This is a genomic window from Flavobacterium turcicum (assembly GCF_011365745.1).
GTDB lineage: Bacteria > Bacteroidota > Bacteroidia > Flavobacteriales > Flavobacteriaceae > Flavobacterium > Flavobacterium turcicum.
This window is the reverse complement of sequence record NZ_JAAOBY010000006.1, coordinates 96,130-121,771: the sequence shown is the minus strand read 5'-3', so window position 1 is coordinate 121,771 and position 25,642 is coordinate 96,130. Positions and strand designations below refer to the sequence as shown.

Below are 25,642 nucleotides of genomic sequence, written 5' to 3'. Positions count from 1 at the left end.
TTTTTTTTCATAAAATGATTACAATACACGAAGCGATTACAAAAAAAGAATTAACTGATTTTATTAAGTTCCCTTTTACCATTTACAAAAACAACGAAAACTGGATTCCGCCACTAATTGCTGATGAATTAGAAGGTTTTGATAAAAAAAACAATCCAGCTTTTGAAAACGCTGAGGCGTATTTCTACGTTGCCAAAAGAAATCAAGAAATAGTAGGACGAATTGCTGCTATAATTAATTGGAGCGAAGTAAACGATCAAGACAAACGCAAAGTACGTTTTGGCTGGTTTGACGTAATTGATGATATCGAAGTTACAAAAGCACTATTAGAAAAGGTTTACGAATTAGGTAGAAAGCACCAAATGATCTATGCTGAAGGGCCGATGGGTTTTTCAAACCTTGACAAAGTAGGTGTTTTAACCGAAGGTTTTGATCAAATTGGCACGATGATTACTTGGTACAACCATCCCTATTATGCCAAGCATTTTGAACAATTAGGCTTTATCAAAGAAAAAGAATATATCGAAAGTACCTTTCCTTTTGTTAATGTAAAACTTGAGTTTTTTGAGAAAGCGAATGACTTGGTTCGCAAAAGATACCAACTTAGTCCACTTAATTTCAAAACTACTGCAGAGGTAATGCCTCATGTAGATAAAATGTTCGATTTATTTAACAAGTCTTACGCATCGTTATCGTCGTTTGTAGCTATTTCTGACACTCAAAAAGAATATTTCAAAAAGAAATACATTAGTTTTATAAATCCTGAGTACATCAAGTTTGTAGAGGACAAGGACCACAATATCGTTGCTTTTAGCATTGTTATGCCTGACTTTGCTCCTGCTTTAAAAAAGGCAAAAGGAAAGTTATTCCCATTTGGATTCATCCATCTTTTAAAAGCCAAAAAACAGAGCAAAAATGTCATTTTTTATCTAATTGGTGTTTTACCCGAATACCAAAACAAGGCAGTAACCGCCATCATCTTTAAGGAATATTATGAAACTTTTAAAAAGTTGAATATTCAAGATTGTTTTAGAACACCTGAACTTGCAGACAATGCGGCTAGTTTGAATTTATGGAAACATTTTGATCCAAAAATTCACAAACGCAGATGTACCTACAAAAAAGATTTGTAGAACTAGTGATGAAACTAATAGACGACACTATAAAAAAAGGAGTAAAACAATGTTTTACTCCTTTTTTTATTTATCGCCAAGAACTTAAAATAGTTAACTTCTGGAGATTATTATTTATAATTCACTACTGAATTATGCTTCCATATCTACAGTAGTGGTTGCTGCAATTTGTTTGTAAGTTCCGTTTACTAATTTTTCGCGGATAGCTTCAAAAGCTGCTAAAGTTTCATCGATATCGGCTAAAGTATGTGAAGCAGTTGGAATCATACGCAATAAAATAATTCCCTTTGGAATTACTGGATACACAACAATTGACAAGAAAATGCCATAGTTTTCTCTTAAGTCGTTTACCATCACCATTGCTTCAGGAATACTTCCTTCTAGGTAAACAGGAGTAATACAAGTGTTCGTATCTCCAATATTAAAGCCTTTCTCTTTTAATCCGTTTTGCAACGCATTAACATTCTCCCATAATTTATCTTTAATCGCAGAAGATTCACGCAATAATTGTAAACGTTTTAACGAACCAATGGTTTGAATCATTGGCAATGCTTTTGCAAACATTTGAGAACGCATGTTGTATTTCAAATAATCAATAATGTCTTTATCTGCTGCTAAAAAAGCACCAATATTAGCCATTGATTTTGCAAAAGTCGAAAAATACACATCAATTCCGTCTTGACAACCTTGTTCCTCACCTGCACCAGCACCGGTTTTACCTAAAGTTCCAAAACCATGCGCATCATCCACTAACAAACGGAAATTGTATTTTTCTTTTAACGCAACAATCTCTTTTAATTTACCTTGTTGACCACGCATTCCAAAAACACCTTCGGTAATGAACAAAATTCCGCCGCCAGTTTCAGTAGCCATTTTAGTAGCACGCTGAAGGTTTTTCTCCATACTCTCGATATCGTTATGCTTGTATGTAAAACGCTTACCACTGTGTAAACGTACACCATCGATGATACATGCGTGCGCATCAACATCATACACAATAATATCGTTTCTTGTTACAAGAGCATCAATTGCTGACATGATTCCTTGGTAACCAAAATTCAATAGATATGCTGATTCTTTCATTACAAAAGCAGCCAATTCTTGTTCTAATTGCTCGTGATATTTAGTGTGTCCACTCATCATACGCGCACCCATTGGGTAAGCAGCTCCAAATTGCACAGCGGCTTCAGTGTCTGCTTTACGTACTTCAGGGTGATTCGCTAGTCCTAGGTAGTCATTCAAACTCCAATTCAAAATATTTTTTCCACCAAACTGCATTCTTGGTCCTAATTCACCTTCTAATTTTGGAAAAACAAAATAACCTTCGGCTTGAGAAGCCCATTTCCCTAAAGGTCCTTTATTGTTTTGAATCCTTTCGAATAAATCTTTTACCATAATATATCAAGTAATAATTTTAATTTTAAGAAGTTGCAAAAATAATTATTTAATTTTACAAAGGACTTGAAAATAAATTTATTTTTTTTGGTTATAAATAGCTTAAAATCATTAGTAATTACAGTAAACAAGTAAAAACTTTACAAATTATGAAAGCAATTTTCGACCTATTAATAATAAGATAGATTACAATTTTCATAGTATCGGTGCCATTTAAACTTTGTATATTTGGCTGCAGCTTGTTAAAAAGTAATACATCATGTCACAAAACACTAAAGAATTAAAATTAGCCGTATTAATAGATGCCGACAATGTGCCTTACAGCAACGTAAAAGGTATGATGGAGGAAATTGCCAAATTTGGCACACCCACTACCAAACGCATTTATGCAGATTGGACCAAACCAAATGCGGCAGGTTGGAAAAGTGTTTTATTAGAGCACGCCATAACTCCTATTCAGCAATACAGCTATACGGTTGGTAAAAATTCATCCGATTCAGCAATGATTATTGATGCCATGGATTTATTATACTCTGATAAAGTGGATGGTTTTTGTATTGTATCCAGCGATTCTGACTTTACTCGCTTAGCCATTCGATTGCGTGAATCAGGCATGAAAGTAATTGGAATTGGCGAACAAAAAACACCAAATTCATTTATTGTGGCATGTGACCGATTTGTTTATATCGAAGTTTTGGATGGCGCAACTAAAAAAGTATCTCCTAAAAGAGCCAACACCGATACGAAAAAGACCGTAACCAAAAGCTTAAATAAAATTGATTTGCAAACCATTGAACTTATTGAAGCAACTATCGAAGATATTGGTGACGAAAGCGGTTGGGCTTTTCTTGGTGATGTAGGCAATTTAATCGTTAAGAAAAAACCTGAATTTGACCCCAGAAATTATGGATATACTAAACTCACACCCATGTTAAAATCTTTGACTGACATTTTAGAGATTGACGAACGTGACTCCGATAAAAAAGGAATCAAACATGTGTATGTACGCTTGCGTTTTAGCTAAGCAATCGCTGTACAATAGCAAATAAAGTTTCTTTTTTAATTGGTTTTGTAATGTAATCATTCATACCAATTTCTTTAACTCGATCTCTGGTAGTTTCCATTACATCCGCGGTAACGGCAACAATTGGCACATTGGTATTTTGCAATCCGGCATCACCTTTTCTAATAGCAATTGTAGCCTCGTAACCATCCATCACAGGCATTTGCAGGTCCATCAATATCAAATCATAAGTGGTTCCCAAAAGAAAATCTAGTGCCTCTTGCCCATTATTTGCGTATGTCACATTGGTATTTAGCCATTTTTTTGTGATCATTTTTATAACCATCTGATTAATAGGATTATCCTCTACAACCAAAATAGATTTACCTGATAAATCATATTCAATCGCGATTTTACTTGCTTCTACTATTTCAATAGCTTTTAAAATTGGAAAGTCAAGAGCAATAACGCAGGTTGTACCTACATCAACTTTGCTATCAATTTGAACCTGTCCTTTTTGCATATCAACCAAGGTTTTAACGATATACAAGCCCAAACCTAAGCCACCAAATTTTCGTTTATTATTGATATTATTTTGGGAAAAAGAATCAAAAATACTACCGATCTTTCTTTTTGAAATTCCAATCCCAGTGTCCGAAACATTCAATACAATATGAGCCTTGTCTCCCTCGGTAAGTTCACAACTTACAACAAATTTGACATGACCTCGACCTGTAAATTTTATAGCATTATTAAGCACATTATTTACAATTTGTACAAATCTATTTACATCTCCTTCCACACGATCCGGAAAAGTACCACTTTGTACAAACTCAAACTCAAGTCCTTTGTCTTTGGCCCGATAAATGGCATTGTTTTTTAAATTATTTAAGACTTCAAGGGGATTAAACGGACTTTTATCCAGTTTAAGTTCTCCTTTTTCAATTTTAGAAAAGTCTAAAATATCGTTTACAGAACTCAGTAAACTATGTGAAGAGTATTTGATAATTTGACAATTTTCTCGGATTTTGTCATCTTGAACCTCTGTTGAAATGTTTTCAATTAAATTTAAAATAGCATTCAAAGGAGTTCGCAATTCATGACTAATATTCGATAAGAAGTAAGATTTCAAATCATTCATTTCTTCAGAACGAACCAAAGCAAGACGATTCAATTCGTTTTTTTCGTTTTTCAGATTTCGAATTAGATTAGACATTGACAACGACAGAAAAATTACCTCAAGTGCAGTACCTAATTTAGAGCTGTTTTGTGTAAAAAAATTAATAGGTAACAATCCAAAATTGTATAAAATAAATACACCAAAACCTAAAATCAAAAACAAAATTCCAGTCGTAAAATAGGAATCAACAGGCTTTTTCGTGTAATACAAAAACCCTATCGAATAAACAATCAGCAAAAGAAAAACTAAAGTTAAAACATTAACTAATATGTAGGAAAACAACAATATGCTTGGCAAGAAAATTACTGAAAATAGGAGAAAAATTAACAAACCATACGCAACCTTAAAAAGTTGGTAAATTGTTTTACTATTTTCTTTAATTCTCAGGTATAACTGACTGTACATACCCGACATGAATACGGCGACAATTGCAATGAGTAAAATGGCATGTTTAGAAAACCAACTACCATCTGAAACTACTAGTTTATAAAAGAAACCATCCAAAGAAAACTGCAACAAACCCACAGAAGTTACATACAAACTGTAAAAAAGAAAAATTTTCTCTTTTAAAGCGAGATAAAAAAAGAAGTAAATTACCGCAACTATAAGAAGCATGCCGTAAAAGACACCAAAAAACAAATTTTCCTTAGACATCAGGGCAATGTAACTTTCAGTCGAATAAATAAGCATTGGGATTTTAACCACTTCGCCGTCGCTCTTCAAATGCAAATACAAATCGAACTGTGCTTTTGGAGGTAGAGTTAGCTCAAAAATTGATTTTCGACTGGTAAAATCACGATCCTCGAAAGGCTTAGCATCGCCACTAATTTTTTTGGTTATTTTACCCGTTGCACGATTAACAATAAACAACTCAACCACGTCAGTCATCGGTCTAGCTGTTTCCATATAATAGTGAAACTCTACATTTGTAGCATTTACTAAACCCGTTTTTGCCCAAAAATGATGTTGCGAAAAACCTAAATCGTCATTTTCAGATTTTAAGGGAACAGGTTTAAAACTATCAAAACCTTTGATTACTTGCTCAATTGTTAAAACACGATCCTGCATATCAATTATAGAGGTATGCTCGTGTAATGAAAATGTACTTAAAGAAGTATAATTTTTTACAATAAATTGTGCCCGGGAATTGACAGAAAATAAGATAACTAAAACCAAACCCAAAAAAGCGAAATTATTTTTTGTCTTTTTTTCTCCCATACTGCTATTCTACTTAAATTCCTGTATTCTTATCTACGTGCAGAGCGCACATTTGGTTTTACATCACAAGATAAAGTTAATCATAAAATGGAAGCAAAAATAAGATTTAATAAAAGGTTTTAGTAAAAAACACCATTTAAAAACAAAATGAAATTAATTTGTGAATACACTCACCTGATTTCAAAACAAGAAAGTTATTTACAAGTAAAGGCTATCGAAGCCTTCTTCAAATTATTATCTTTGTTTAAACGAAATATAACTCATGAAAATAGTTTTTGCCTCCAACAACCCAAATAAAATAGCCGAATTACAAAGCATAATGCCAGACAGCATTACCATAATGTCACTGGAAAGTATTGGCTGTCATGAAGAAATCCCCGAAACTGCATCCACAATTGAAGGCAATGCGATTTTAAAAGCGAATTACGTTACCCAAAACTACGGTTATGATTGTTTTGCCGATGACACAGGTCTTGAAGTAGCTGCATTGAATGGCGAACCAGGAGTTTATAGCGCCAGATATGCAGGCGAACAACGCAATGCTGATGATAATATGAACAAACTTTTAGGAGCACTTTCAACCAAAAATGATCGAAGTGCTCAGTTTAAAACAGTTATTGCACTTAACATTAACGGAGAACAGCATCTTTTTACAGGAATTGCAAAAGGAGAAATCACTCATGAAAAAACTGGAAATCAAGGTTTTGGCTATGACCCTATTTTTCAACCCGAAGGATATCAAGAAACGTTTGCTCAATTACCACTGAGCTTGAAAAACAAAATCAGCCACCGAGGTAAAGCTACACAGCAATTGCTTGATTTTCTTCATGAAAAAAGATAGCACCGCCAAAGCATAACATTTTTACAACAATTCTACACTAAACAAGTCATAATTTAACATACTAATTTTACAAAACTCATTAACCTTTTGAATAACAAAAGATAACTTTCTGATAATCAAATTGTAATAAAACCACAAATCTTCAGATTGCATTAGTTTATATGGATATTTTAGAGTAATTTTGCACCCTATTTTAAAAATACATATGAATAAATTTGAACAATTAGGATTGAGTGAATCGTTACTGAAGGCGGTTTTAGATCTAGGATTTGAAAATCCGAGCGAAGTACAGGAGAAAGCGATTCCCCTATTATTGGAAAAAGATACAGATATGGTTGCGTTGGCTCAGACAGGGACAGGGAAAACGGCAGCTTTTGGTTTTCCAGTTATCCAAAAAATTGATGCTAACAACAGAAACACACAAGCATTAATTTTATCTCCAACGCGCGAGTTGTGTTTGCAGATTACCAACGAACTTAAAAACTACTCTAAATACGAAAAAGGTATTAATGTGGTAGCAGTTTACGGTGGAGCTAGCATTACAGAACAAGCTAGAGAAATAAAGAGAGGCGCACAAATCATTGTGGCCACTCCAGGAAGAATGCAAGATATGATTAACAGAGGTTTAGTAAACATCACTGGAATCAACTACTGCATTTTAGATGAAGCAGATGAAATGCTAAACATGGGATTCTACGAAGACATTGTTAACATTTTATCTACAACTCCAGACGACAAAAACACTTGGTTATTCTCTGCAACTATGCCTGCTGAAGTAGCACGCATTGGAAAGCAATTTATGACCGATCCAGTTGAAGTGACTGTAGGTGCAAAAAACTCTGGTTCAAACACAGTATCACACGAATTTTACTTAGTTAACGCGCGTGATCGTTACGAAGCTTTAAAACGTTTAGCTGATGCAAATCCCGATATCTTTTCAGTTGTTTTTTGTCGTACCAAAAGAGACACACAAGCAGTTGCTGAAAAATTAATTGAAGACGGATACAGCGCCGCAGCATTGCACGGAGATTTATCTCAAGCACAACGTGATGGCGTTATGAAATCGTTCCGTGGTCGTCAAATTCAAATGCTTGTTGCTACTGACGTTGCCGCTCGTGGAATTGACGTTGATAACATTACACACGTAGTAAACTATCAATTACCTGACGAAATTGAAACTTATAACCACCGTTCTGGCCGTACAGGTCGTGCTGGTCGTTTAGGTACATCAATTGTTATTGTTACCAAAAGTGAATTGCGTAAAATTTCTTCTATTGAAAGAATTATCAAGCAAAAATTCGAAGAAAAAGTTATTCCATCAGGAATCGAAATCTGCGAAATTCAATTGTTGCACTTAGCTACAAAAATAAAAGATACTGAGGTTGATCACGAAATTGACAACTATTTACCAGCTATCAACAGTGTTCTTGAAGGTTTATCTAAAGAAGAGTTGATCAAGAAAATGGTTTCAGTTGAATTCAACCGTTTCATCAATTACTACAAGAAAACAAGAGACATTTCGTCACAATCTGGAGAAAGACGTGAAAGAAGCGACGACAGAGAACCGAGAGAAAACAACAATGGTGGAGCAACTCGTTATTTTGTAAATATCGGATCAAGAGATAACTTTGATTGGATGTCTTTGAAAGATTACTTGAAAGAAACATTAGACTTAGGTCGTGATGACGTTTTCAAAGTAGACGTAAAAGAAGGTTTCTCTTTCTTTAACACTGATCCAGAACACACTGATAAAGTAATGGAGATATTGAATAACGTACAATTAGAAGGACGTAGAATCAATGTTGAAATTTCTAAAAATGACGGTGGCGGAAGACGTGATCATAACGGAAGAAATTCTGGTGGTGGTTTTGGCGGAAGAAGTTCAGCTCCAAGAAGAGAAGGAAGTTTTGCACCAAGAAGAGAAGGTTCTGGCGGATTTAGAAGCGACAGAAGTGCTGCTCCAAGAGAAGGCGGATTTAAAAGTGATAGAGGCGGTTTTTCTTCAAGAAGAGAAGGTGGTTTTTCATCGGATAGATCAAGAAGCGAAGGCGGATCTGACAGAGCACCAAGACGTTCTGAAAGTTTTGGAGACGCTCCTAGACCAAGAAGACCAAGAAGAGACTAACGTTTAGTTAATTTTCTTATAATTATAAGAGAACTACAAAATATTTAATCTTGATTTATTACTTTTAAAGTCTTAAATCTAAGTATGAAATATTTTGTAGTTTTTCTATTTATAACACTTTCAATATCTGCTTTTTCGCAAGTTAGAGAGCCATCGCAAAGAGTAGAAGGAATCATCCTGAGTAACACGACCAAGCAACCGCTTTCGAGCGTAAACATCATCAACGTCAATAAAGTACGAGGAGCCACAACTGATGAGAGCGGCCATTTTGAACTGGATGTACAAGTAAATGACACTTTACACATTACTAGTCTAGGATTTCAATCCTTGCGCGTGCGCGTTACTAATGACTGGATCAAAAACAGAACTACTAAAATTCAATTGACAGAAAAGGCTATTGCATTGGAAGAAGTTGTTATTAGACCTTTCAATTTAACTGGATATTTAGAGGTAGACAGCAAGATAATCCCTGTAAAGGAAAACTACCGCTACAGTATTTCAGGCTTAACACAAGGCTATGAAGCTGGGCAATATTCTCCAAACGCATTTGGAAAAGTTTTAGGATCGATATTCAATCCCGCCGATTTACTCTATAATTTCTTTGGTAAAAATCCGAAGGAATTGAAGAAATTAAAGGAGATGAAAAAAGACGATACCGTGCGTAAACTACTAGAATCTAAGTTTGACCGAGAAACCATTGCCGTTTTGCTTGGTATAGATAAAAACGAAATTCCTGAAATATTACAACGTTGCAACTACTCTGAATCGTTCATTAAAACTGCCAACGACTTGCAAATTATGGATGCCATAAGCGCTTGTTACGAAGATTACAAAGTGCTAAAAAAGAAATAAAATAAAATTATTCAGCGATAAAATCCTCTTTTGATAAAACAAAAAGAGGATTTTTTATTTAAAAGAATTTCAAACAAAAAAAACACTCCTAAAAGAAGTGTTTTCAAAAAGATTTTATGACAATCTGCAGCTCCTAATTTCATCAAGAACTGCGGTCAAAAATTATTTTATTTAAGAGGAATATTAGCCAATATTTCAACGAAGAATTTCCAAAACTTTTGAGAAGATGAAATGCTCGCTCTTTCATCTGGCGAGTGTGCTCCATGAATCGTTGGCCCAAACGAAATCATATCCATATCTGGATAATTTGTTCCCAAAATACCACATTCTAAACCAGCATGACAAGCAACAACTCGTGGTTTTTCGCCATTTTGCTTTTCATAAAGCGGCACCAAAACATCTAAAATTTCAGATTTAGAATTCGGTGTCCAACCCGGATAAGAGCCTGAAAACTCCACCTCGCAGCCCATTAATTCAAATGCAGATCGCAAACCATTAGCCAAGTCAAACTTAGCTGTTTCAACAGATGAACGAGTTAAACACTGAACTGTAAGTTGCCCCTCTCCTAGCATCACTTTTGCAATGTTATTGGAAGTTTCAACTAAATTATCAAAGTCGGCACTCATACTGTACACGCCATTGTGTGCCGTGTACATAGCGCGCACAAAATAAAACTGCGCAATCGAAGGCATTACTTTAGCAGGAGTTGTTTCTAATTTTTCAAAAACAACTTCTAAATTAGGCTCGGTAGTTTTTAGTTCGGTTTTGATTTCGTTTACAATTTGCTGCATGTCAAAAACAAAAGCTTCATCGTAAACTTCGGCAATGATTACTTTAGCCACACTTTCTCTCGGAATAGCGTTGCGCAAGCTACCACCTTTTATTTCAGCAATTTGCAATCCAAAATTATCAAATCCGTCAAATAACAAACGATTCATAATTTTGTTAGCATTGCCTAATCCTTTGTGAATATCCATACCAGAGTGCCCACCATTCAAGCCTTTTACCGTAATACTGTAGCCTACTGATCCTTCAGTAGTATCCTCTTCGTCATATTCGGCAGTGGCCGTAACATCAATGCCACCAGCACAACCTATGTCAATTTCATCATCTTCTTCAGTATCTAAGTTCAATAAAATTTGACCTTGCAAAATACCGCCTTGCAGGTTTAACGCTCCCGTCATACCTGTCTCTTCATCAATGGTAAACAAAGCTTCAATAGCTGGATGCGCAATTGTAGTGCTCTCTAAAATAGCCATAATTGCTGCTACTCCTAAACCATTATCGGCACCTAAAGTGGTACCGCGCGCACGAACCCAGTCGCCATCAACATACATGTCAATACCTTGCGTATCAAAATCAAATGCGGTGTCTCCGTTTTTTTGATGCACCATATCCAAATGTCCTTGAAGCACAATTGGTTTGCGGTTTTCCATTCCGGCAGTAGCAGGTTTACGAATAATCACATTGCGAATTTCGTCTTCAAAAGTTTCCAAACCAAGGCTTTCGCCGAAGTTTTTCATGAAAGCAATTACACGATCTTCTTTTTTTGAAGGTCGAGGTACTGCATTCAAATCTGCAAATTTATTCCAAAGCGCTTTCGGCTCCAGGTTTCTTATTTCTTGACTCATGTCGTATATTTAGATGTTTACATTAATGAAAGTTCAAAGTTACAAAGTTTAAAATCGATTACGATAGAATTGATATTGTAATTATATTTACGGGAATAAAAAAAACACTCGTGCGCAAATCCTACTTCTTGTCCCTTTTACTATTTTTTCAAATTGTACTATTACAAATTTTGCCGTATTTCCCTGAAGAGGTCGAAACAAAGTACAGTCAAACGTTATACCCTATTCTTTCGCGATTTTTAAGAAGCAGTTTGGGAAAAATTCCTTTTTCAGTGGGAGATGTTCTCTATTTTATTTTGATATTGTTTTTAATACGATGGGTTTGGAATTTAAAAAAATCTTGGCTTTCCAATCGAAAGAAAACCATTCTGGGAATACTAAACTTTTGTTCGGTGCTTTATTTTTGTTTTCACTTTTTGTGGGGATACAATTATTACCGACAACCTTTGCACGAAAAACTACAGCTTCAAAAAGAATACACCAACGAAGAGTTACTGCTTTTCACAGAAAAATTAATCGTTAAAACCAACGCTATTCATCATCAAATTACGGGAGTAAAAAACAAAAAAGTGATGATACCTTATAGTGCGGCGGCTATTTTTAAAATGAATCAAAACGGTTACGACAACTTAGCAAAAGAATTTCCCTTCTTGAAATACGAAAAAGCGAGCATAAAAAAATCGCTTTGGAGTACACCCTTAACTTACATGGGTTTTGGTGGTTATTTGAATCCTTTTACGAATGAAGCTCAAGTAAACTCGCTTGGACCGCTGTACAGTTTTGCCATGACTACCAATCATGAAATGGCTCATCAGATAGGATATGCAAGCGAAAGCGAATGTAATTTTATTGGATTTATGGCTTCTACTAAAAACAGTAATCTTTACATCAAATATTCTGGCTACAGCCTTGCGCTGCGGTATTGCTTGGCTAATTGGCAGGCTCGTGATGGAAAACAGTACCAACTTTTACTAAAAAAAATAAATCCTGGAATCATTCAGAATTACAAAGAAAGTATTGCTTTTTGGGAACAATACGACACTTTTATTGACACCGCTTTTCACGCTTTTTATGATCAATTTTTAAAACTCAATCAGCAACAAGACGGCTTAAATAGCTACAGCAAATATGTTGATTTGATGGTGAACTTCTACAAAGACAAACCGCTGTAACAAAACAATAAATTCGGCACATTGAACAGAAAAACAAGCTACATTGGACTACAATTCATCAGTGGTAAAAGTGGTAAAACTTCTTTTTTTATAGGGTCTAATAATTAATCGGCCTTCACGATCAAATCGAATGTAGTTGTACACCCAATTCAAGAAAACAACGGCTCGGTTTTTAAAACCAATCAAGGCAAATAAATGCACAAACATCCAAACGAACCAAGCAAAAACACCATGAAAATGATATTTTGGCAAGTCTACTACCGCTTTGTTCCTTCCGATAGTTGCCATAGAACCTTTGTCATTGTATTCAAAAGCTTTCATGGGTTTGTTATGAATGAGTTGCACTAAGTTTTCGCCCAATAATTCTCCTTGCTGTAAAGCAGGCTGCGCCATCATAGGATGCCCTTGCGGAAACAAGTCTGACTCCATAGTAGCGATATCACCAATGGCAAAAACATTATTAAGTCCGCGAACTTGATTGAATTCGTTGACTCTAATTCTGGCTGCTTTATCTACCAATTCACTCCCTTTGATTCCGGCGAGTAAAGCACCTTGTACGCCCGCGGTCCAGATCACTGTAGCGGTTTCAAATTGCAGGTCAGAATTTGTAGTAATGGTTCGGCCATCATAATTGGTCACACGTACATTTTTCCAAATCACCACACCTAAGCTTTCCAGAAATTGGTGCGCCGCTGCAGATGATTCTTCGCTCATAGTATTTAAAATGCGATCACCACTTTGAATGAGATTAATTTGCATTTTGCCCATATCTAAATCGGGATAATCCTTTTGCAAAATGGCCTTTTTCATTTCGGCCAAAGCACCTGCTAATTCTACACCCGTTGGACCACCGCCTACAAGAACAAAGTTCATCAACGCTTTTTGCTCTGTAGGATCTTGTGTGAGCACCGCTTGTTCAAAATTTTCAAGAATCAAACTGCGAATATTAAGCGATTGCGGTATGGTTTTCATTGACATACTGTTGCGTTCAATTTCTTTATTACCAAAAAAATTGGTTTTAGAACCAGTGGCAATCACCAGATAATCATAGCTTAAATCACCAATTTCGGTACTAACTTTCTGGTTTTGCGTATCAATTTCTTGCACATTGGTTAACCTGAAATAAAAGTCGCGGTACTCCTGAATTACTTTTCGGATGGGATAAGCAATCGAGCCCGCCTCTAAACCTCCTGTAGCCACTTGATACAACAAAGGTTGAAACGTATGGTAGTTGTGTTTATCAAGCAAAACGACTTGCAAATTTTTGTTTTTGAGTTTTTTAGCAACTGCTAAACCAGCAAATCCGCCTCCAATGATAACAACGCGCGGCAAAGTAGATTTAGGAATATTCATAGTATTCAAAATGAAAATGGTGTAATCAAAGGTACATTTATTTTGTAAGTAGCAAGATCAAAGCAGTAAAAAGCCAAAATAAAATTATTAGTTTTATGAAAATTAATCGACTTTAGAGCCCCGATAGCAGCGGCATCCCTCGCCTTTTTTTGGGCGAGGATACAGCGGAAAGCGGGACTGGGCGACTTATAGAAAGGAAAAATTCCTGCTCCTAGAAAAAAACAGCAGTTTTGTAACAAAATCCAGAAGCGCAGTACTAACGTAAATATGAGTACACAATTAGAACAATCCTTTGTGCAGCAATTGCAAGAAAACCAGAATATAATCCACAAGATTTGTAGGTTGTATACCAATGGTGACGATGCGCATAAAGACTTGTTTCAAGAAATCACGATTCAATTATGGAAGGCGTATCCTAAATTTAGAGGAGATAGCAAGTTTAGCACTTGGGCCTACCGCGTGGCCTTAAACACAGCCATTACGCTTTACCGCAAAACCAAACGCTCAATAAATACCGTTGAATTTGAGGGAAGGCAGCATTTTTTAAATGAGGTGGAGTACAATTATGAGGAGGAAGAACAATTAAAATTAATGTATGCCGCAGTGTACCAGTTGAATGATATTGAAAAGGCGTTAATTTTTATGTATTTAGAAGATAAAGATTACCAAGAAATATCAGAAACATTGGGTATTAGCGAAGTTAACGCAAGGGTAAAAATGAACAGAATTAAAGGGAAATTAAAAAAAATATTAAATCCATTAGGATAATGAAAGAACTGGATTTACTAAAAAAAGACTGGCAAAGGAGTGAAAACTCTTTCGAACAAGTGAGCGCAGACGCTATCTACCAGATGATTCACAAAAAATCATCATCGGTAGTGAAATGGATATTGATTGTAAGTATACTGGAATTTGTACTATTGAATGGTCTATCGTTTTTCATGAACAGTAAAGAGTACGATGCTTTTGTGTTGGCACATCCGATTATCAAAACGATTGAGATCATCAATTACGTTGTAATTTTTGGTTTTATTGTATTGTTTTTCAGGAACTACAGATTAATATCCACCCTAACCTCGGCTAAAGAACTCATAAAACAAATTTTGACCACACGTAAAGTCGTTAAATTTTATATTTTGTGGAATATAGTGTTTGGTGGACTCACAGGTACCTATACAGCAATAGAAGGTTTCAATGAAGGGCAAAAAGCAGCAAATTCACAAGCAGAGCTTTTAGATAGCGAAAACATAATTGTAATATTGATTTTTGCAGTGATTATCATGGGTTTAATTTGGTGTTTTTACAAGCTCATTTACGGTAGTTTCTTGTCGAGATTATCAAAAAATTACACCGAATTGAAAAAAATTGACTTATAATATGAAGTTATGACCTCAATGAAATACAAACAGACAAAGTTTTTCATTATGGAGATTCACTTAAAAAATAAAAGTTCGTAAGCACGGAAAACGTTTTATAAAACCAAGGAACCAAAAAACAATCGCACTGTTTTTTGGTTCCTTTTTTTATGTGAAATTAGAGTATAATTAGTTTCAAATAAAATCTGATTTATATTTACTTCCACAATCGCATCATTTACTGAAACAAACCTAGGCCAACTATTGCTTGTGTTTTTGTAAAGGGCTATATTTGCAGTATAAAACTATCAAACAATGATTAAGATTACTTTGCCCGACGGGTCAATTAGAGAGTTTGCTCCAGGAGCGACTCCCATGGATGTTGCTAAAAGCATAAGCGAAGGATTTGCAAGAAATGTAATTTCGGCTTCTTTCAATGGTACCACTGTTGAAACCACCACTGCATTGACCACCGACGGAAGTCTAACATTGTACACTTGGAACGATGCAGAAGGAAAGAAAGCTTTTTGGCACTCGACTTCACACGTAATGGCTCAGGTTTTAGAAGAAATGTACCCAGGTATAAAGTTAACTCTAGGACCAGCTGTTTCTAATGGATTTTACTACGATGTAGACTTTGAAAATCACAAAATTACTGATGCTGATTTCAAAAAAATCGAAGACAGAGTTTTAGAAATATCAAGAGGAAAACACGAATTTAAATTACGTCCGGTAACAAAAGCGGAAGCACTTGAACTATACAAAGACAACGTTTACAAAACTGAGTTAATTACTAATCTGGAAGACGGAACGATTACCTTTTGTGATCACGATACTTTCACAGATTTATGCCGTGGTGGACATATTCCGAACACAGGAATTATCAAAGCCATGAAAATCATGAGTGTTGCCGGAGCTTACTGGCGTGGAGACGAGAAAAACAAACAGTTGACTCGTGTTTACGGTACCTCATTCCCAAAACAAAAAGACCTGACTGAATACTTAGAATTACTCGAAGAAGCGAAAAGACGCGACCACAGAAAACTAGGTAAAGAATTAGAATTATTTGCTTTTTCACAAAAAGTTGGACAAGGATTACCATTGTGGTTACCAAAAGGAGCTGCATTGAGAGACCGTTTGGAGCAATTTTTGAAAAAAGCGCAGAAAAAAGCGGGTTACGAGCAAGTAGTTACGCCACATATTGGTCAAAAAGAATTGTATGTAACATCAGGTCACTATGCAAAATACGGAGCTGATAGTTTTCAACCGATAAACACACCTGCTGAAGGAGAAGAGTTTTTATTAAAACCGATGAACTGTCCGCATCACTGTGAAATTTACAACGTTCGTCCTTGGTCATATAAAGATTTACCAAAGCGTTACGCTGAATTCGGAACTGTATATCGTTACGAACAAAGTGGAGAATTGCACGGTTTGACCCGAGTACGTGGATTTACTCAAGATGATGCACACATTTTTTGTACACCAGAACAATTAGACGAAGAATTCAAAAAAGTAATTGACTTGGTTCTTTACGTATTTGGATCACTTGGTTTCGAGAACTTTACCGCTCAAATATCATTACGCGATAAAGAGAACAGAGACAAATACATTGGTACAGATGAAAATTGGGAAAAAGCAGAAAATGCCATCATCAATGCCGCAGCAGATAAAGGTTTAAACACTGTTGTGGAGTACGGCGAAGCTGCGTTTTACGGACCAAAGTTAGATTTCATGGTGAAGGATGCTTTAGGAAGACAATGGCAGTTAGGGACCATCCAAGTAGATTACAACCTACCGGAGCGTTTTGACTTGACTTACAAGGGTTCTGATAATGAATTGCACCGTCCGGTAATGATTCATAGAGCACCATTTGGATCGATGGAACGTTTTATAGCTATTTTATTAGAACACACAGCAGGAAATTTCCCGCTTTGGTTAATGCCTGAACAAGCTATAATATTGTCTTTGAGCGAGAAATATGAAATATATGCGAAAAAAGTTTTAGATTTGCTAGAAAATCACGAAATTCGCGCCCTCATTGACAATAGAAATGAGACTATCGGTAAGAAAATTAGAGATGCCGAGATGCAAAAAACACCGTTCATGTTGATTGTAGGTGAAGAAGAAGAAAAGAACGGAACCATTTCAATTCGACGTCACGGACAAGAAGGAAAAGGTAATGTTACCGTTACAATAGAAGAATTTGCAGCTATTGTAAATGAGGAAATTAGCAAAACATTGAAAGTATTTACAGTTTAACTTAAATTATAAAGTCATAGCAATAAGAAGCAACAGAGGTTACCAACCTCGCGTAGAAAAAAAAGATGCACACAGAATAAATAATCTTATTCGTGGTGTACAAGAAGTGAGGCTTGTAGGAGAAAACATCGAACCAGGTGTTTTTAAACTAGCAGAAGCATTGCGTTTAGCCGATCAGTTTGAACTAGATTTAGTTGAGATCTCGCCAAATGCAGAGCCGCCAGTTTGTAAAATCATGGATTACAAGAAATTTGTTTACGAGCAAAAGAAACGTGACAAAGCGCTGAAAGCGAAATCTACACAAGTTGTGGTAAAAGAAATCCGTTTCGGACCTCAAACAGATGAGCATGATTATGAATTTAAAAGAAAAAATGCTGAAAAATTCCTAAAAGAAGGAGCTAAATTAAAAGCGTTTGTATTTTTCAAAGGACGTTCTATCATCTACAAAGACCAAGGTCAAATTTTGTTATTAAGATTAGCAACAGATTTAGAAGAATTTGGTAAGGTAGAAGCGATGCCGGTATTGGAAGGAAAGAGAATGATCATGTTCATTGCTCCTAAGAAGAAAAAGTAAGTCTCAAAGTCAAAAGTCTTAAAGTCAAAAGTAAACAACTTTAGGTTTTAAAACTTTAAAAAATTTGCGACTATTGCAATATAAGTAAGTAAGAATAAATTAAAAACACTAGGAAAAAATGCCTAAAATGAAAACCAAATCTAGCGCCAAGAAACGTTTTAAAGTTACTGGTTCTGGAAAGATTAAAAGAAAGCATGCTTTTAAAAGTCACATCTTGACTAAAAAATCTAAAAAACGTAAATTAGCTTTGACACACTCAGCGTTAGTTCACAAAACAGATATGAAAAGCATCAAACAACAATTAAGAATTATCTAATAAGTCCAAAGTTAGAAAGTCTTAAAGTCTAAAGTTCACACTTTCGATATTCGGCTTTTGACATTTGACTAAAGATTTCTTTAGGTTAAAACAATTTCAATAACCTTGGAGTATGGCCTTTAAGTTCTCTTGATTAAATTCGGGACGCCTGCTACAAAAAAAAATTAAAAATTATGCCAAGATCGGTAAATTCAGTTGCTAAAAGAGCAAGAAGAAAAAAAATAATGAAGCAAGCCAAAGGTTTCTTTGGTAGACGTAAAAACGTTTGGACAGTTGCAAAGAACGCAGTAGAGAAAGCAATGTGCTACGCTTACCGCGATAGAAAAGTGAATAAGAGAAATTTCCGTTCATTGTGGATTCAGCGTATTAACGCAGGAGCTAGATTAGAAGGAATGTCTTACTCACAGTTTATGGGTAAAGTAAAAGCTAACGGTATCGAATTGAACCGTAAAGTTCTTGCTGATTTAGCAATGAATCACCCAGAAGCCTTCAAAGCAGTACTTAATAAAGTAAAATAAACGTTTTATCAACTCAATTTAGATTACTTACTTATAAAAAAACCCCATCCACGTTCGTGAGATGGGGTTTTTTAATTGTTCTAAATGGAAGAATTAGAAGATTAAAATTGTTTTGATTTTAAAATAAAATAGGTATTTTCGTGATATGAAATACCACAAAATTTCCAACCTTTTTTTATTGTTTACAATTATATTTATCTCTTTTTCTTGCCAAAAAGAGAAAGTAGATCCTGCTTTTAAAAAGAAAAAACTAGCAAAGATTGAAAAACTATTTGAACGTGGATATTCTGTTTTCGATGAAGCCAAGCACGACAGTGCTTTTTACTATTTTAATAAAGCCAAAAACTTAGCCGAGCAAATTCAAGATACTTCTAGAATTGTTTATTCTTTGACTTGGATGGCGACAATAGAGCACAATCAAGGAGACTACGTCGGTAGCGAAGCTACAAGTACTGAAGCACTACCCTATTTAAGTGGACCAAGAAGATTCCCTTATGGAGAAACCAATATCTATGCTCACATTGGTTCAAATTACATCGCTACCCAAGATTATAAAAACGCTATTTACTATTTAAAAAAAGCAATTAACTATAAAACTGATGAATTATTTAAAGGAACGATTTACAACAATATTGCACTAGCTTACAAATATCAGGAGCTTTACAATCAAGCTGAGTCTATATTAAAACCTCTTTCTTCCAAAAAAATAATATATCAAGATTCATCCTTAGTAGCAACTATAAAAGATAATTTGGGCTTTGTGCAATACAAATTAAACAAACCCAATTCTCTTGTAAACATGATGGAATCCTTCAAAATAAGAGAAGCTATCAAAGATAATTACGGCTTACTTTCTAGTTACAATAATCTCTCTCTTTATCATGCTAATTCTGAACCTAAACTAGCAATAGCATATGCAAAAAAAGGATATCAAACAGCACTTAAAATTAGTCATCCTGATTCCGTTTTAGAGTTTTTAAAATTATTAATCAAAACTCAGCCAGGAGATGAGCTAATAAAATACACCAATGATTACATAAGGATTAATGACAGTCTTGTTGGAGCAAGACAAAAAGCCAAAAATACATTTGCAAGGATTAAATACGACTCCAAGCGTGAAAAAGATGAAAATTTACGTCTTAAAAACGAAAGTATTCAGCAAGCACAAAAAATACAAAAACGCAATATAACCATTGTCCTCACCATTGCGACAATGACCTTGATTGGATTTTTTATCATTAAGAAAATCCGACTTAATAGCAAAAAAGAAAAAGTAAATGCTGCGTACTCTACTGAAGTACGATTGTCACAAAAACTACATGACGAGTTGGCGAATGATTTATTTCAAACTATAGCATTTGCCGAAGGTCAAGATTTATCAACAAAAGAAAATAAGGAAACACTCATTGCTAATTTGGATATAATTTACAATCATACTCGAAATATTTCACGAGAAAATAATAGCATAGAGACTGAAGCGAGTTATTTACCCAATTTAAAAGGACTGTTTTTTGACTTTAATACGCAAAAACAGCATATTATTACCGTTGGACTAGACATTATAAAATGGAACAGTATCGAAAACCATACAAAAATTACTATCTTTAGAATCGTGCAGGAATTATTAGTCAACATGAAAAAGCACAGCAATTGCTCTGTTGCTGTGTTTACTTTTGAAACCAATTCAAATCAATTATCACTCTCGTATAATGATAATGGAGTAGGATTACAAAATAAATCACTTCACCGAAAAAACGGATTATTAAACTTAGAGAACAGAATACAGAGCATTGATGGTACCGTTATTTTTGAAACGATGAATACCTCCGGTTTTAAAGTACAATTTCAAATTCCGATATAAATTACTTCTATGTTTAATAAAGTTTTAATTGCTGAAGATTTAGACACGATTGCTCTTTCACTCACAGCCGCTCTAAAAGAAATTGGAGTTCACGAGATTCAGTATACAAAGCATTGTGACGACGCCTATTTGCAAATTAAAAAAGCATTAAATGATAAGAAACCTTTTGAACTTCTTATCTGTGATTTATCATTTAAACCAGATCATCGAGAAATTAGAATTAAATCTGGAGAGGAATTACTCGTTGCTATTAAAAAACTTCAAAAAAACATCAAAACCATTGTCTTTTCAATAGAAGACAAGTCTTATCGCATACAATCATTATACAAAAACATTGGTATTAATGCCTACGTGCTTAAAGGTCGCGATAGTATACCTGAATTAAAGAGGGCAATTGAGCAACTTTATAACAACGCAACATATACCCCAACTAGTTTTGTATCCAACGCTTTACAAGAAAAATCTATTTTTGAAATCGAAGCGTACGATATTAAATTGTTAAAGGCACTTGCTGACGGTTGTACAATTGAAGAAATAGGGCTACTATTCAAACAATCAGATCTTACACCCAACGGGCATAGTAGCATTGAAAAAAGGATAAACAAACTAAAATTATCTTTTAAAGCCAACAATAATGTACAGTTAATAGCCATTACCAAAGATTTAGGCTTAATCTAATTTCGTTTTCAACCATTGTATTTTACTTTTGAACTGATATAATAAACCAATAATCGTTTTTTTAACAGTTTTTCTACCCATTTAGTCCAAAAAAAAGTGGCCCTTTACGGATTCCCGTAAACTTTTGTTTTACAAAGATGGTACGTTTGTACTCGAAAACTTTAAGACAACAAATAATGGCCCTTTTTACTACTAAAGATTTATCTTATTCAGGTTATTCACAATCAATTATAGATAGTACTCATCCTGATGCTATCAGTGTTTTGCAAGGTGAATATGTTGACAAATCAGAAGAAGCCGAGGTCGTTAATTTTTGCAATCAATTTCTTGAAAAATATAAAGTTCCAAAAACTAAAGCTAGTTTTCAAAAAGTAGAACATTTTTTACATCACGAAGCACTAGAAAACGAAATACATAGAAGTCAGTTACAAGATTGGATTGCTACCAATTGGATCAAACTTTAGAAGTTCTTTCAATGCTTCAGCCCTTCCTACTGTTATTACAATACTAATTTCTCCAGTTCCTGTTTTCTTTATGGATTGGTTACCAATTTAATGTTGTTTACAAACATAAAACAATAAACGAATTATTTTCAAGCATACTTTTGTTTCTTGTAAATCAAAAATTATCAACTAGACTGCTACAACCATAGAAAATGAAAAAAACACTTTGGATTTTGTGCTTAGTTTTAATTATTATCTTTTCATTACCTGCAAATCAAATACACATTGAAACACTAAAGTCCGATTATACAAACTCTAATACAATTTTGTTCAAGCAGCACTTCAAAGAAAATGATGATTTCAAATTACCCTCTGATGACATCAACAACGCAAATCGAACAAAAGGTGATCCAAAACATCGTACTCGACGTAAAAAAGGAAAGATTATTTTCGAGAATCCTGTACTTTTGCAATCGGAATCAAGAAATGATTTTAAAACCAAAAAATAGCCGAATGACTACTATTACAAAGGGCGTAAATCCCTTGTATTTGAAAATTATTTAACTGTAGCACCACTTACTAGTTTGAAAAGATTTATACCTCTATTGCTGCTATTTTTTATTTCATTTTACACTTTTGCTCAATTAAGAGTAGCCTCGTGGAATATTGAAAATCTTGGTAAGTCAAAATCTGCAAACGAAATCCTTTTCATAGTTAATACCGTAAAAGATTTTGATATTATTGCCATCCAGGAGGTCGTTGCTGGACCCGGAGGAGCCCAAGCTATCGCTCAACTAGTTGACAACCTCAATCGAAAGGGGAAGCAATGGGATTATGTTGTAAGCGATCCTACAAGTAGTAGTGCCTATAAAACCGAACGTTATGCTTTTATTTGGCAAGCATCAAAAGTTAAGAAGCTAGGAAATGCTTGGCTTGAAAAAAAATACAATAAAGAAATTGACCGAGAACCTTTTTACTGTACATTCAGATACGAGAATAAAACCTTTACTTTGGTAAATTTTCATGCCATAACCAAGCAACGTCAACCCGAAACAGAAATCAAATTTTTTAAATTATTACCCGAACAATACCCAAATTTAAACTTGGTATTCCTGGGCGATTTTAATTGTCCGCAATCTCACAGCGTATTTAATCCTTTAAAAAAAATGGGCTATGAACCAGTTTTTAAAGGCCAAAAAACTTCGTTAAAAAAGAAATGTGTAGCAGGAAATTGTTTAGCATCAGAATTTGACAACATTTTTTACAACAAAGCAAAGGTAAAAGTAGATCAAAAAGGCGTATTGCCTTTTTATACAAGTTTCACTACGTTACTTGAAGCAAGAAAAATTTCAGACCACATTCCTATTTGGTTTCAATTTTCTTTGCTCTAATTAAAAAAAAAATTCTTTACCTGTCTCAAACTCTTTATACAATATGATAAAGGATTAAGATTCTTAACCGAATTAATTTAGGTTTTTAACTTCTTTTTCTTTGCAGCAGGAAATAAAACATTGTTCAAAATTAATCTGAAACCAGGAGAATTAGGATGCAAATCTAGCACGGTTGGCGCATCACCCACTTGATGTTGGTAATCTTCAGGATCATGACCTCCGTAAAAAGTAAACATTCCTTTGCCTTTTTGCCCATGAATGTAACGTGCTTCGTTGTTGAGTTCACAGGATCCCATGACCAAAACATTAGACTTAATCAAACTAGAATCATAAGCAGTGGTTTGCCCCATAAAGCCTTTTACTAACTGCGTATGATTTTGACACAACATACTTGGAATAGGATCCCATTTTGCAGAAAATTCCATTAATGTAAAATAGTCTTTATCCATCGGAATACGACGTTTAGAAGTCATGTCAATATCAGAAAATTCATATTGTTCCGGTTTACGCTCTAAAGTAAAATCCTTGAAAGCGAAAGCGCCCGTGTAATTCAATTTTGATTGATAATTGGCCTCACTAGCATCGCCATCAAACATAGTTTCGCAAATGTCTAATCCATCAGCTGCCAATGCAATATCAAAACTGTCAGTTGCTGAGCACATAGCAAACATAAATCCTCCACCAATTACAAAATCTCTGATTTTTTTTGCCACAAAACCCTTTTCTTCAGAGACTTTTGCATAACCTAAAGAGGAGGCCAAAGTTTCGGCTTCTTTTTTTTGCTCAATGTACCAAGGCGTATTTTTATAAGCACCATAAAACTTGCCATATTGCCCCGTGAAATCTTCGTGATGTAAGTGCAACCAATCATATAAAAGCAATTGATCTGTCAAAACCTCAGAATCATATATGGCTGTAAAAGGAATTTCGGCATACGTAAGCACTAGCGTTACCGCATCATCCCAAGGTTGTTTGCCTTTTGGGGTATAAACCGCAATTTTTGGTGCTTTTTCGAGGATAACAGCTTCCATATTTTGCGACGGACTATTAATTTCATTTAAAATTGTTTGTTGCTCGTTATCTGAAATTACTTCAAAACTCACTCCACGAATTTGACATTCTTTTCTAATTTCATCAGCATCAGGCAGTAAAAAAGATCCACCACGGTAATTTAAAAGCCAGCTAGCTTTGTAACTTTTTTCTATACACCAAAAAGTGATTCCATAGGCTTTAAGATGATTTTTCTGCGAGCTTTCATCCATTGGCAACAAAATAAAAGAAGCTTTTGCCTGTATCGAAAGGAACACTACCACTAAAAAGAGAAGTCGCTGCATCATAGGATATTTTTTTTTTGATATTTCAAAGATAGAAACTAAGGAGAATAGTAAATCTAATTTTAACTATAAAATGACTCTGCACATAAAATTTACTTCAAAACACGTAAAAACACGTACAAATGGTTTACAGTCTAGTACTAAATTCGCAAGTAGTTAAAACCAAAACTATGCGAACCTTAGTAATGATGCCAAACCCAAACAACTCACCATTAAAAATGTTGACACTTTTAAAAAAAATAGGAATTATTGTGCTAATTGGGAGCATAGTGTTATTCTATATTTTGTGCTTCCAGTTTTTAAGCCAGTAACTAAATTTAATAAACACTTTTTCTTTTGAAAAATTACCACGTCAATATCGCCCAAGAAATGCTTTCTCTTGCTCAAAAAGGCGGCGATACCAGTGCGCATCGCAGACAACTATACTACATTCGAGCATCTAATCTTCAAAATAGTCTAACAACCGATTGTTTAAAAATTGTATTTTGGCTCAATTTATACAGTGCTTTTTGCCTACTACAACAAAATGAGGTTACAAAAAATAAGGATTATTATAAACTAAAAAAGATCAAAGTTGCTCGGTCATTACTTTCTTTACATGATATCGAACATGGCATTTTAAGAAAAACAAAACTAAATGTAGGTTTCGGGTATTTAAAAAATCCTTTTTACTCTCAGTTCATTAAAAATATGGCTGTTGATCAATTGAATTACAACGTGCATTTTGCATTACAACACATCAAAACAAACTCCAGCGCAACAATAATCTATGATGCAGAAAGCTTACAAACACAGCTAAAAAACATTGCCCTTACATTGTTACAAGAGCAAACGCAAGAAAACGCACAACACAATATACTCTTTACCCCTTCTTTTTTACGTCAATATGCAGGTGATTTTGGTGGATTTGGCAGTATCAAAAATATACTGCAATTAATTTTAAACAAGGATTTACAAAAACATCGGTTGCGATTTAAAAAATTCACGGTCTAAAAAACATCCCCTTC

At 34.7% G+C, this 25,642-nt stretch carries 23 protein-coding genes; 18 read left to right on the top strand and 5 right to left on the bottom strand.

The genetic code is table 11. The annotated features are described in order from the left end of the window. The first annotated feature begins 14 nt into the window (after positions 1-14). Positions 15-1,133, top strand: a complete 1,119-nt coding sequence (locus G9Q29_RS11305; protein ID WP_166137305.1) for a GTP cyclohydrolase — start codon at positions 15-17, stop codon at positions 1,131-1,133. A gap of 132 nt (positions 1,134-1,265) precedes the next feature. Here the strand turns inward: G9Q29_RS11305 and G9Q29_RS11300 are convergent, their stop codons facing one another. Further along, the gene (locus tag G9Q29_RS11300; protein WP_166137302.1) at positions 1,266-2,528 is read right to left on the bottom strand and encodes an aminotransferase class I/II-fold pyridoxal phosphate-dependent enzyme; all 1,263 of its coding nucleotides are present in this window, start codon (positions 2,526-2,528) and stop codon (positions 1,266-1,268) included. Between the two features lie 259 nt (positions 2,529-2,787). Here G9Q29_RS11300 and G9Q29_RS11295 point away from each other — a divergent pair, with 259 nt between their 5' ends. After that, positions 2,788-3,552, top strand: a complete 765-nt coding sequence (locus G9Q29_RS11295; protein ID WP_187038256.1) for an NYN domain-containing protein — start codon at positions 2,788-2,790, stop codon at positions 3,550-3,552. Here the strand turns inward: G9Q29_RS11295 and G9Q29_RS11290 are convergent. Then, positions 3,545-5,929 carry a hybrid sensor histidine kinase/response regulator gene (locus G9Q29_RS11290; protein WP_166137299.1) on the bottom strand — a complete coding sequence of 795 codons (2,385 nt, stop codon included), beginning with the start codon at positions 5,927-5,929 and terminating at the stop codon, positions 3,545-3,547. The two genes, G9Q29_RS11295 and G9Q29_RS11290, sit on opposite strands and share 8 nt — an antisense overlap. Before the next feature lie 262 nt (positions 5,930-6,191). On the opposite strand from G9Q29_RS11290, the gene G9Q29_RS11285 reads away from it, so the two are divergent. From G9Q29_RS11285 to G9Q29_RS11275, 3 genes are all read left to right on the top strand, one after another. Then, positions 6,192-6,770 (top strand): non-canonical purine NTP diphosphatase, encoded by a 579-nt coding sequence (locus G9Q29_RS11285; protein WP_166137296.1) that lies wholly within the window; start codon positions 6,192-6,194, stop codon positions 6,768-6,770. A 205-nt stretch (positions 6,771-6,975) separates the two neighbouring features. Then, positions 6,976-8,895, top strand: coding sequence for a DEAD/DEAH box helicase (locus G9Q29_RS11280; protein ID WP_166137293.1), 1,920 nt, complete (start codon positions 6,976-6,978; stop codon positions 8,893-8,895). Between the two features lie 84 nt (positions 8,896-8,979). Beyond that, positions 8,980-9,747 (top strand): carboxypeptidase-like regulatory domain-containing protein, encoded by a 768-nt coding sequence (locus tag G9Q29_RS11275; protein ID WP_166137290.1) that lies wholly within the window; start codon positions 8,980-8,982, stop codon positions 9,745-9,747. 167 nt (positions 9,748-9,914) lie between these two features. Here the strand turns inward: G9Q29_RS11275 and G9Q29_RS11270 are convergent, their stop codons facing one another. Continuing rightward, positions 9,915-11,378 (bottom strand): aminoacyl-histidine dipeptidase, encoded by a 1,464-nt coding sequence (locus G9Q29_RS11270; RefSeq protein WP_166137287.1) that lies wholly within the window; start codon positions 11,376-11,378, stop codon positions 9,915-9,917. Positions 11,379-11,488: 110 nt separating this feature from the next. Here G9Q29_RS11270 and G9Q29_RS11265 point away from each other — a divergent pair, with 110 nt between their 5' ends. Further along, entirely contained in the window at positions 11,489-12,550 is a 1,062-nt protein-coding gene (locus tag G9Q29_RS11265) for a DUF3810 domain-containing protein (RefSeq protein WP_166137284.1), read from the top strand. Between the two features lie 48 nt (positions 12,551-12,598). Here G9Q29_RS11265 and G9Q29_RS11260 read toward each other — a convergent pair whose 3' ends face one another. Further along, positions 12,599-13,903: an NAD(P)/FAD-dependent oxidoreductase gene (locus G9Q29_RS11260; RefSeq protein WP_166137281.1), complete on the bottom strand. Its 1,305-nt coding sequence runs from the start codon at positions 13,901-13,903 to the stop codon at positions 12,599-12,601. Positions 13,904-14,170: 267 nt separating this feature from the next. Here G9Q29_RS11260 and G9Q29_RS11255 point away from each other — a divergent pair, with 267 nt between their 5' ends. The 11 genes from G9Q29_RS11255 to G9Q29_RS11205 all read left to right on the top strand — a co-directional run bounded on the left by G9Q29_RS11255 (position 14,171) and on the right by G9Q29_RS11205 (position 23,301). Continuing rightward, entirely contained in the window at positions 14,171-14,671 is a 501-nt protein-coding gene (locus G9Q29_RS11255; protein WP_166137278.1) for an RNA polymerase sigma factor, read from the top strand. Next, positions 14,671-15,279, top strand: a complete 609-nt coding sequence (locus G9Q29_RS11250) for a hypothetical protein (RefSeq protein WP_166137275.1) — start codon at positions 14,671-14,673, stop codon at positions 15,277-15,279. The genes G9Q29_RS11255 and G9Q29_RS11250 overlap by 1 nt, the downstream gene beginning before the upstream one ends. A gap of 294 nt (positions 15,280-15,573) precedes the next feature. Then, positions 15,574-17,520 (top strand): threonine--tRNA ligase, encoded by a 1,947-nt coding sequence (thrS, locus tag G9Q29_RS11245; protein ID WP_166137272.1) that lies wholly within the window; start codon positions 15,574-15,576, stop codon positions 17,518-17,520. Positions 17,521-17,536: 16 nt separating this feature from the next. Then, the gene (gene infC, locus G9Q29_RS11240; protein WP_370637578.1) at positions 17,537-18,094 is read left to right on the top strand and encodes a translation initiation factor IF-3; all 558 of its coding nucleotides are present in this window, start codon (positions 17,537-17,539) and stop codon (positions 18,092-18,094) included. Positions 18,095-18,212: 118 nt separating this feature from the next. Continuing rightward, positions 18,213-18,410, top strand: a complete 198-nt coding sequence (gene rpmI / locus G9Q29_RS11235; protein ID WP_022827375.1) for a 50S ribosomal protein L35 — start codon at positions 18,213-18,215, stop codon at positions 18,408-18,410. 173 nt (positions 18,411-18,583) lie between these two features. Next, on the top strand, positions 18,584-18,928 hold the full coding sequence (gene rplT / locus G9Q29_RS11230; RefSeq protein ID WP_086453231.1) for a 50S ribosomal protein L20: 345 nt from the start codon (positions 18,584-18,586) through the stop codon (positions 18,926-18,928). 178 nt (positions 18,929-19,106) lie between these two features. Beyond that, positions 19,107-20,789 (top strand): tetratricopeptide repeat-containing sensor histidine kinase, encoded by a 1,683-nt coding sequence (locus G9Q29_RS11225; protein WP_166137269.1) that lies wholly within the window; start codon positions 19,107-19,109, stop codon positions 20,787-20,789. A gap of 9 nt (positions 20,790-20,798) precedes the next feature. Next, entirely contained in the window at positions 20,799-21,467 is a 669-nt protein-coding gene (locus G9Q29_RS11220) for a response regulator transcription factor (RefSeq protein WP_166137266.1), read from the top strand. Positions 21,468-21,643: 176 nt separating this feature from the next. Further along, positions 21,644-21,931, top strand: a complete 288-nt coding sequence (locus G9Q29_RS11215) for a hypothetical protein (RefSeq protein ID WP_166137263.1) — start codon at positions 21,644-21,646, stop codon at positions 21,929-21,931. A gap of 191 nt (positions 21,932-22,122) precedes the next feature. Then, positions 22,123-22,419, top strand: coding sequence for a hypothetical protein (locus G9Q29_RS11210; protein ID WP_166137260.1), 297 nt, complete (start codon positions 22,123-22,125; stop codon positions 22,417-22,419). Positions 22,420-22,494: 75 nt separating this feature from the next. Next, positions 22,495-23,301 carry an endonuclease/exonuclease/phosphatase family protein gene (locus G9Q29_RS11205; RefSeq protein ID WP_166137257.1) on the top strand — a complete coding sequence of 269 codons (807 nt, stop codon included), beginning with the start codon at positions 22,495-22,497 and terminating at the stop codon, positions 23,299-23,301. Positions 23,302-23,378: 77 nt separating this feature from the next. On the opposite strand, the gene G9Q29_RS11200 is transcribed toward G9Q29_RS11205, so the two are convergent. Further along, complete coding sequence (locus G9Q29_RS11200; protein ID WP_166137623.1) at positions 23,379-24,635, bottom strand: asparagine synthetase B; 1,257 nt, start codon at positions 24,633-24,635, stop codon at positions 23,379-23,381. A 336-nt stretch (positions 24,636-24,971) separates the two neighbouring features. On the opposite strand from G9Q29_RS11200, the gene G9Q29_RS11195 reads away from it, so the two are divergent. After that, on the top strand, positions 24,972-25,628 hold the full coding sequence (locus G9Q29_RS11195; RefSeq protein WP_166137254.1) for a DUF547 domain-containing protein: 657 nt from the start codon (positions 24,972-24,974) through the stop codon (positions 25,626-25,628). Positions 25,629-25,642 lie beyond the last annotated feature (14 nt).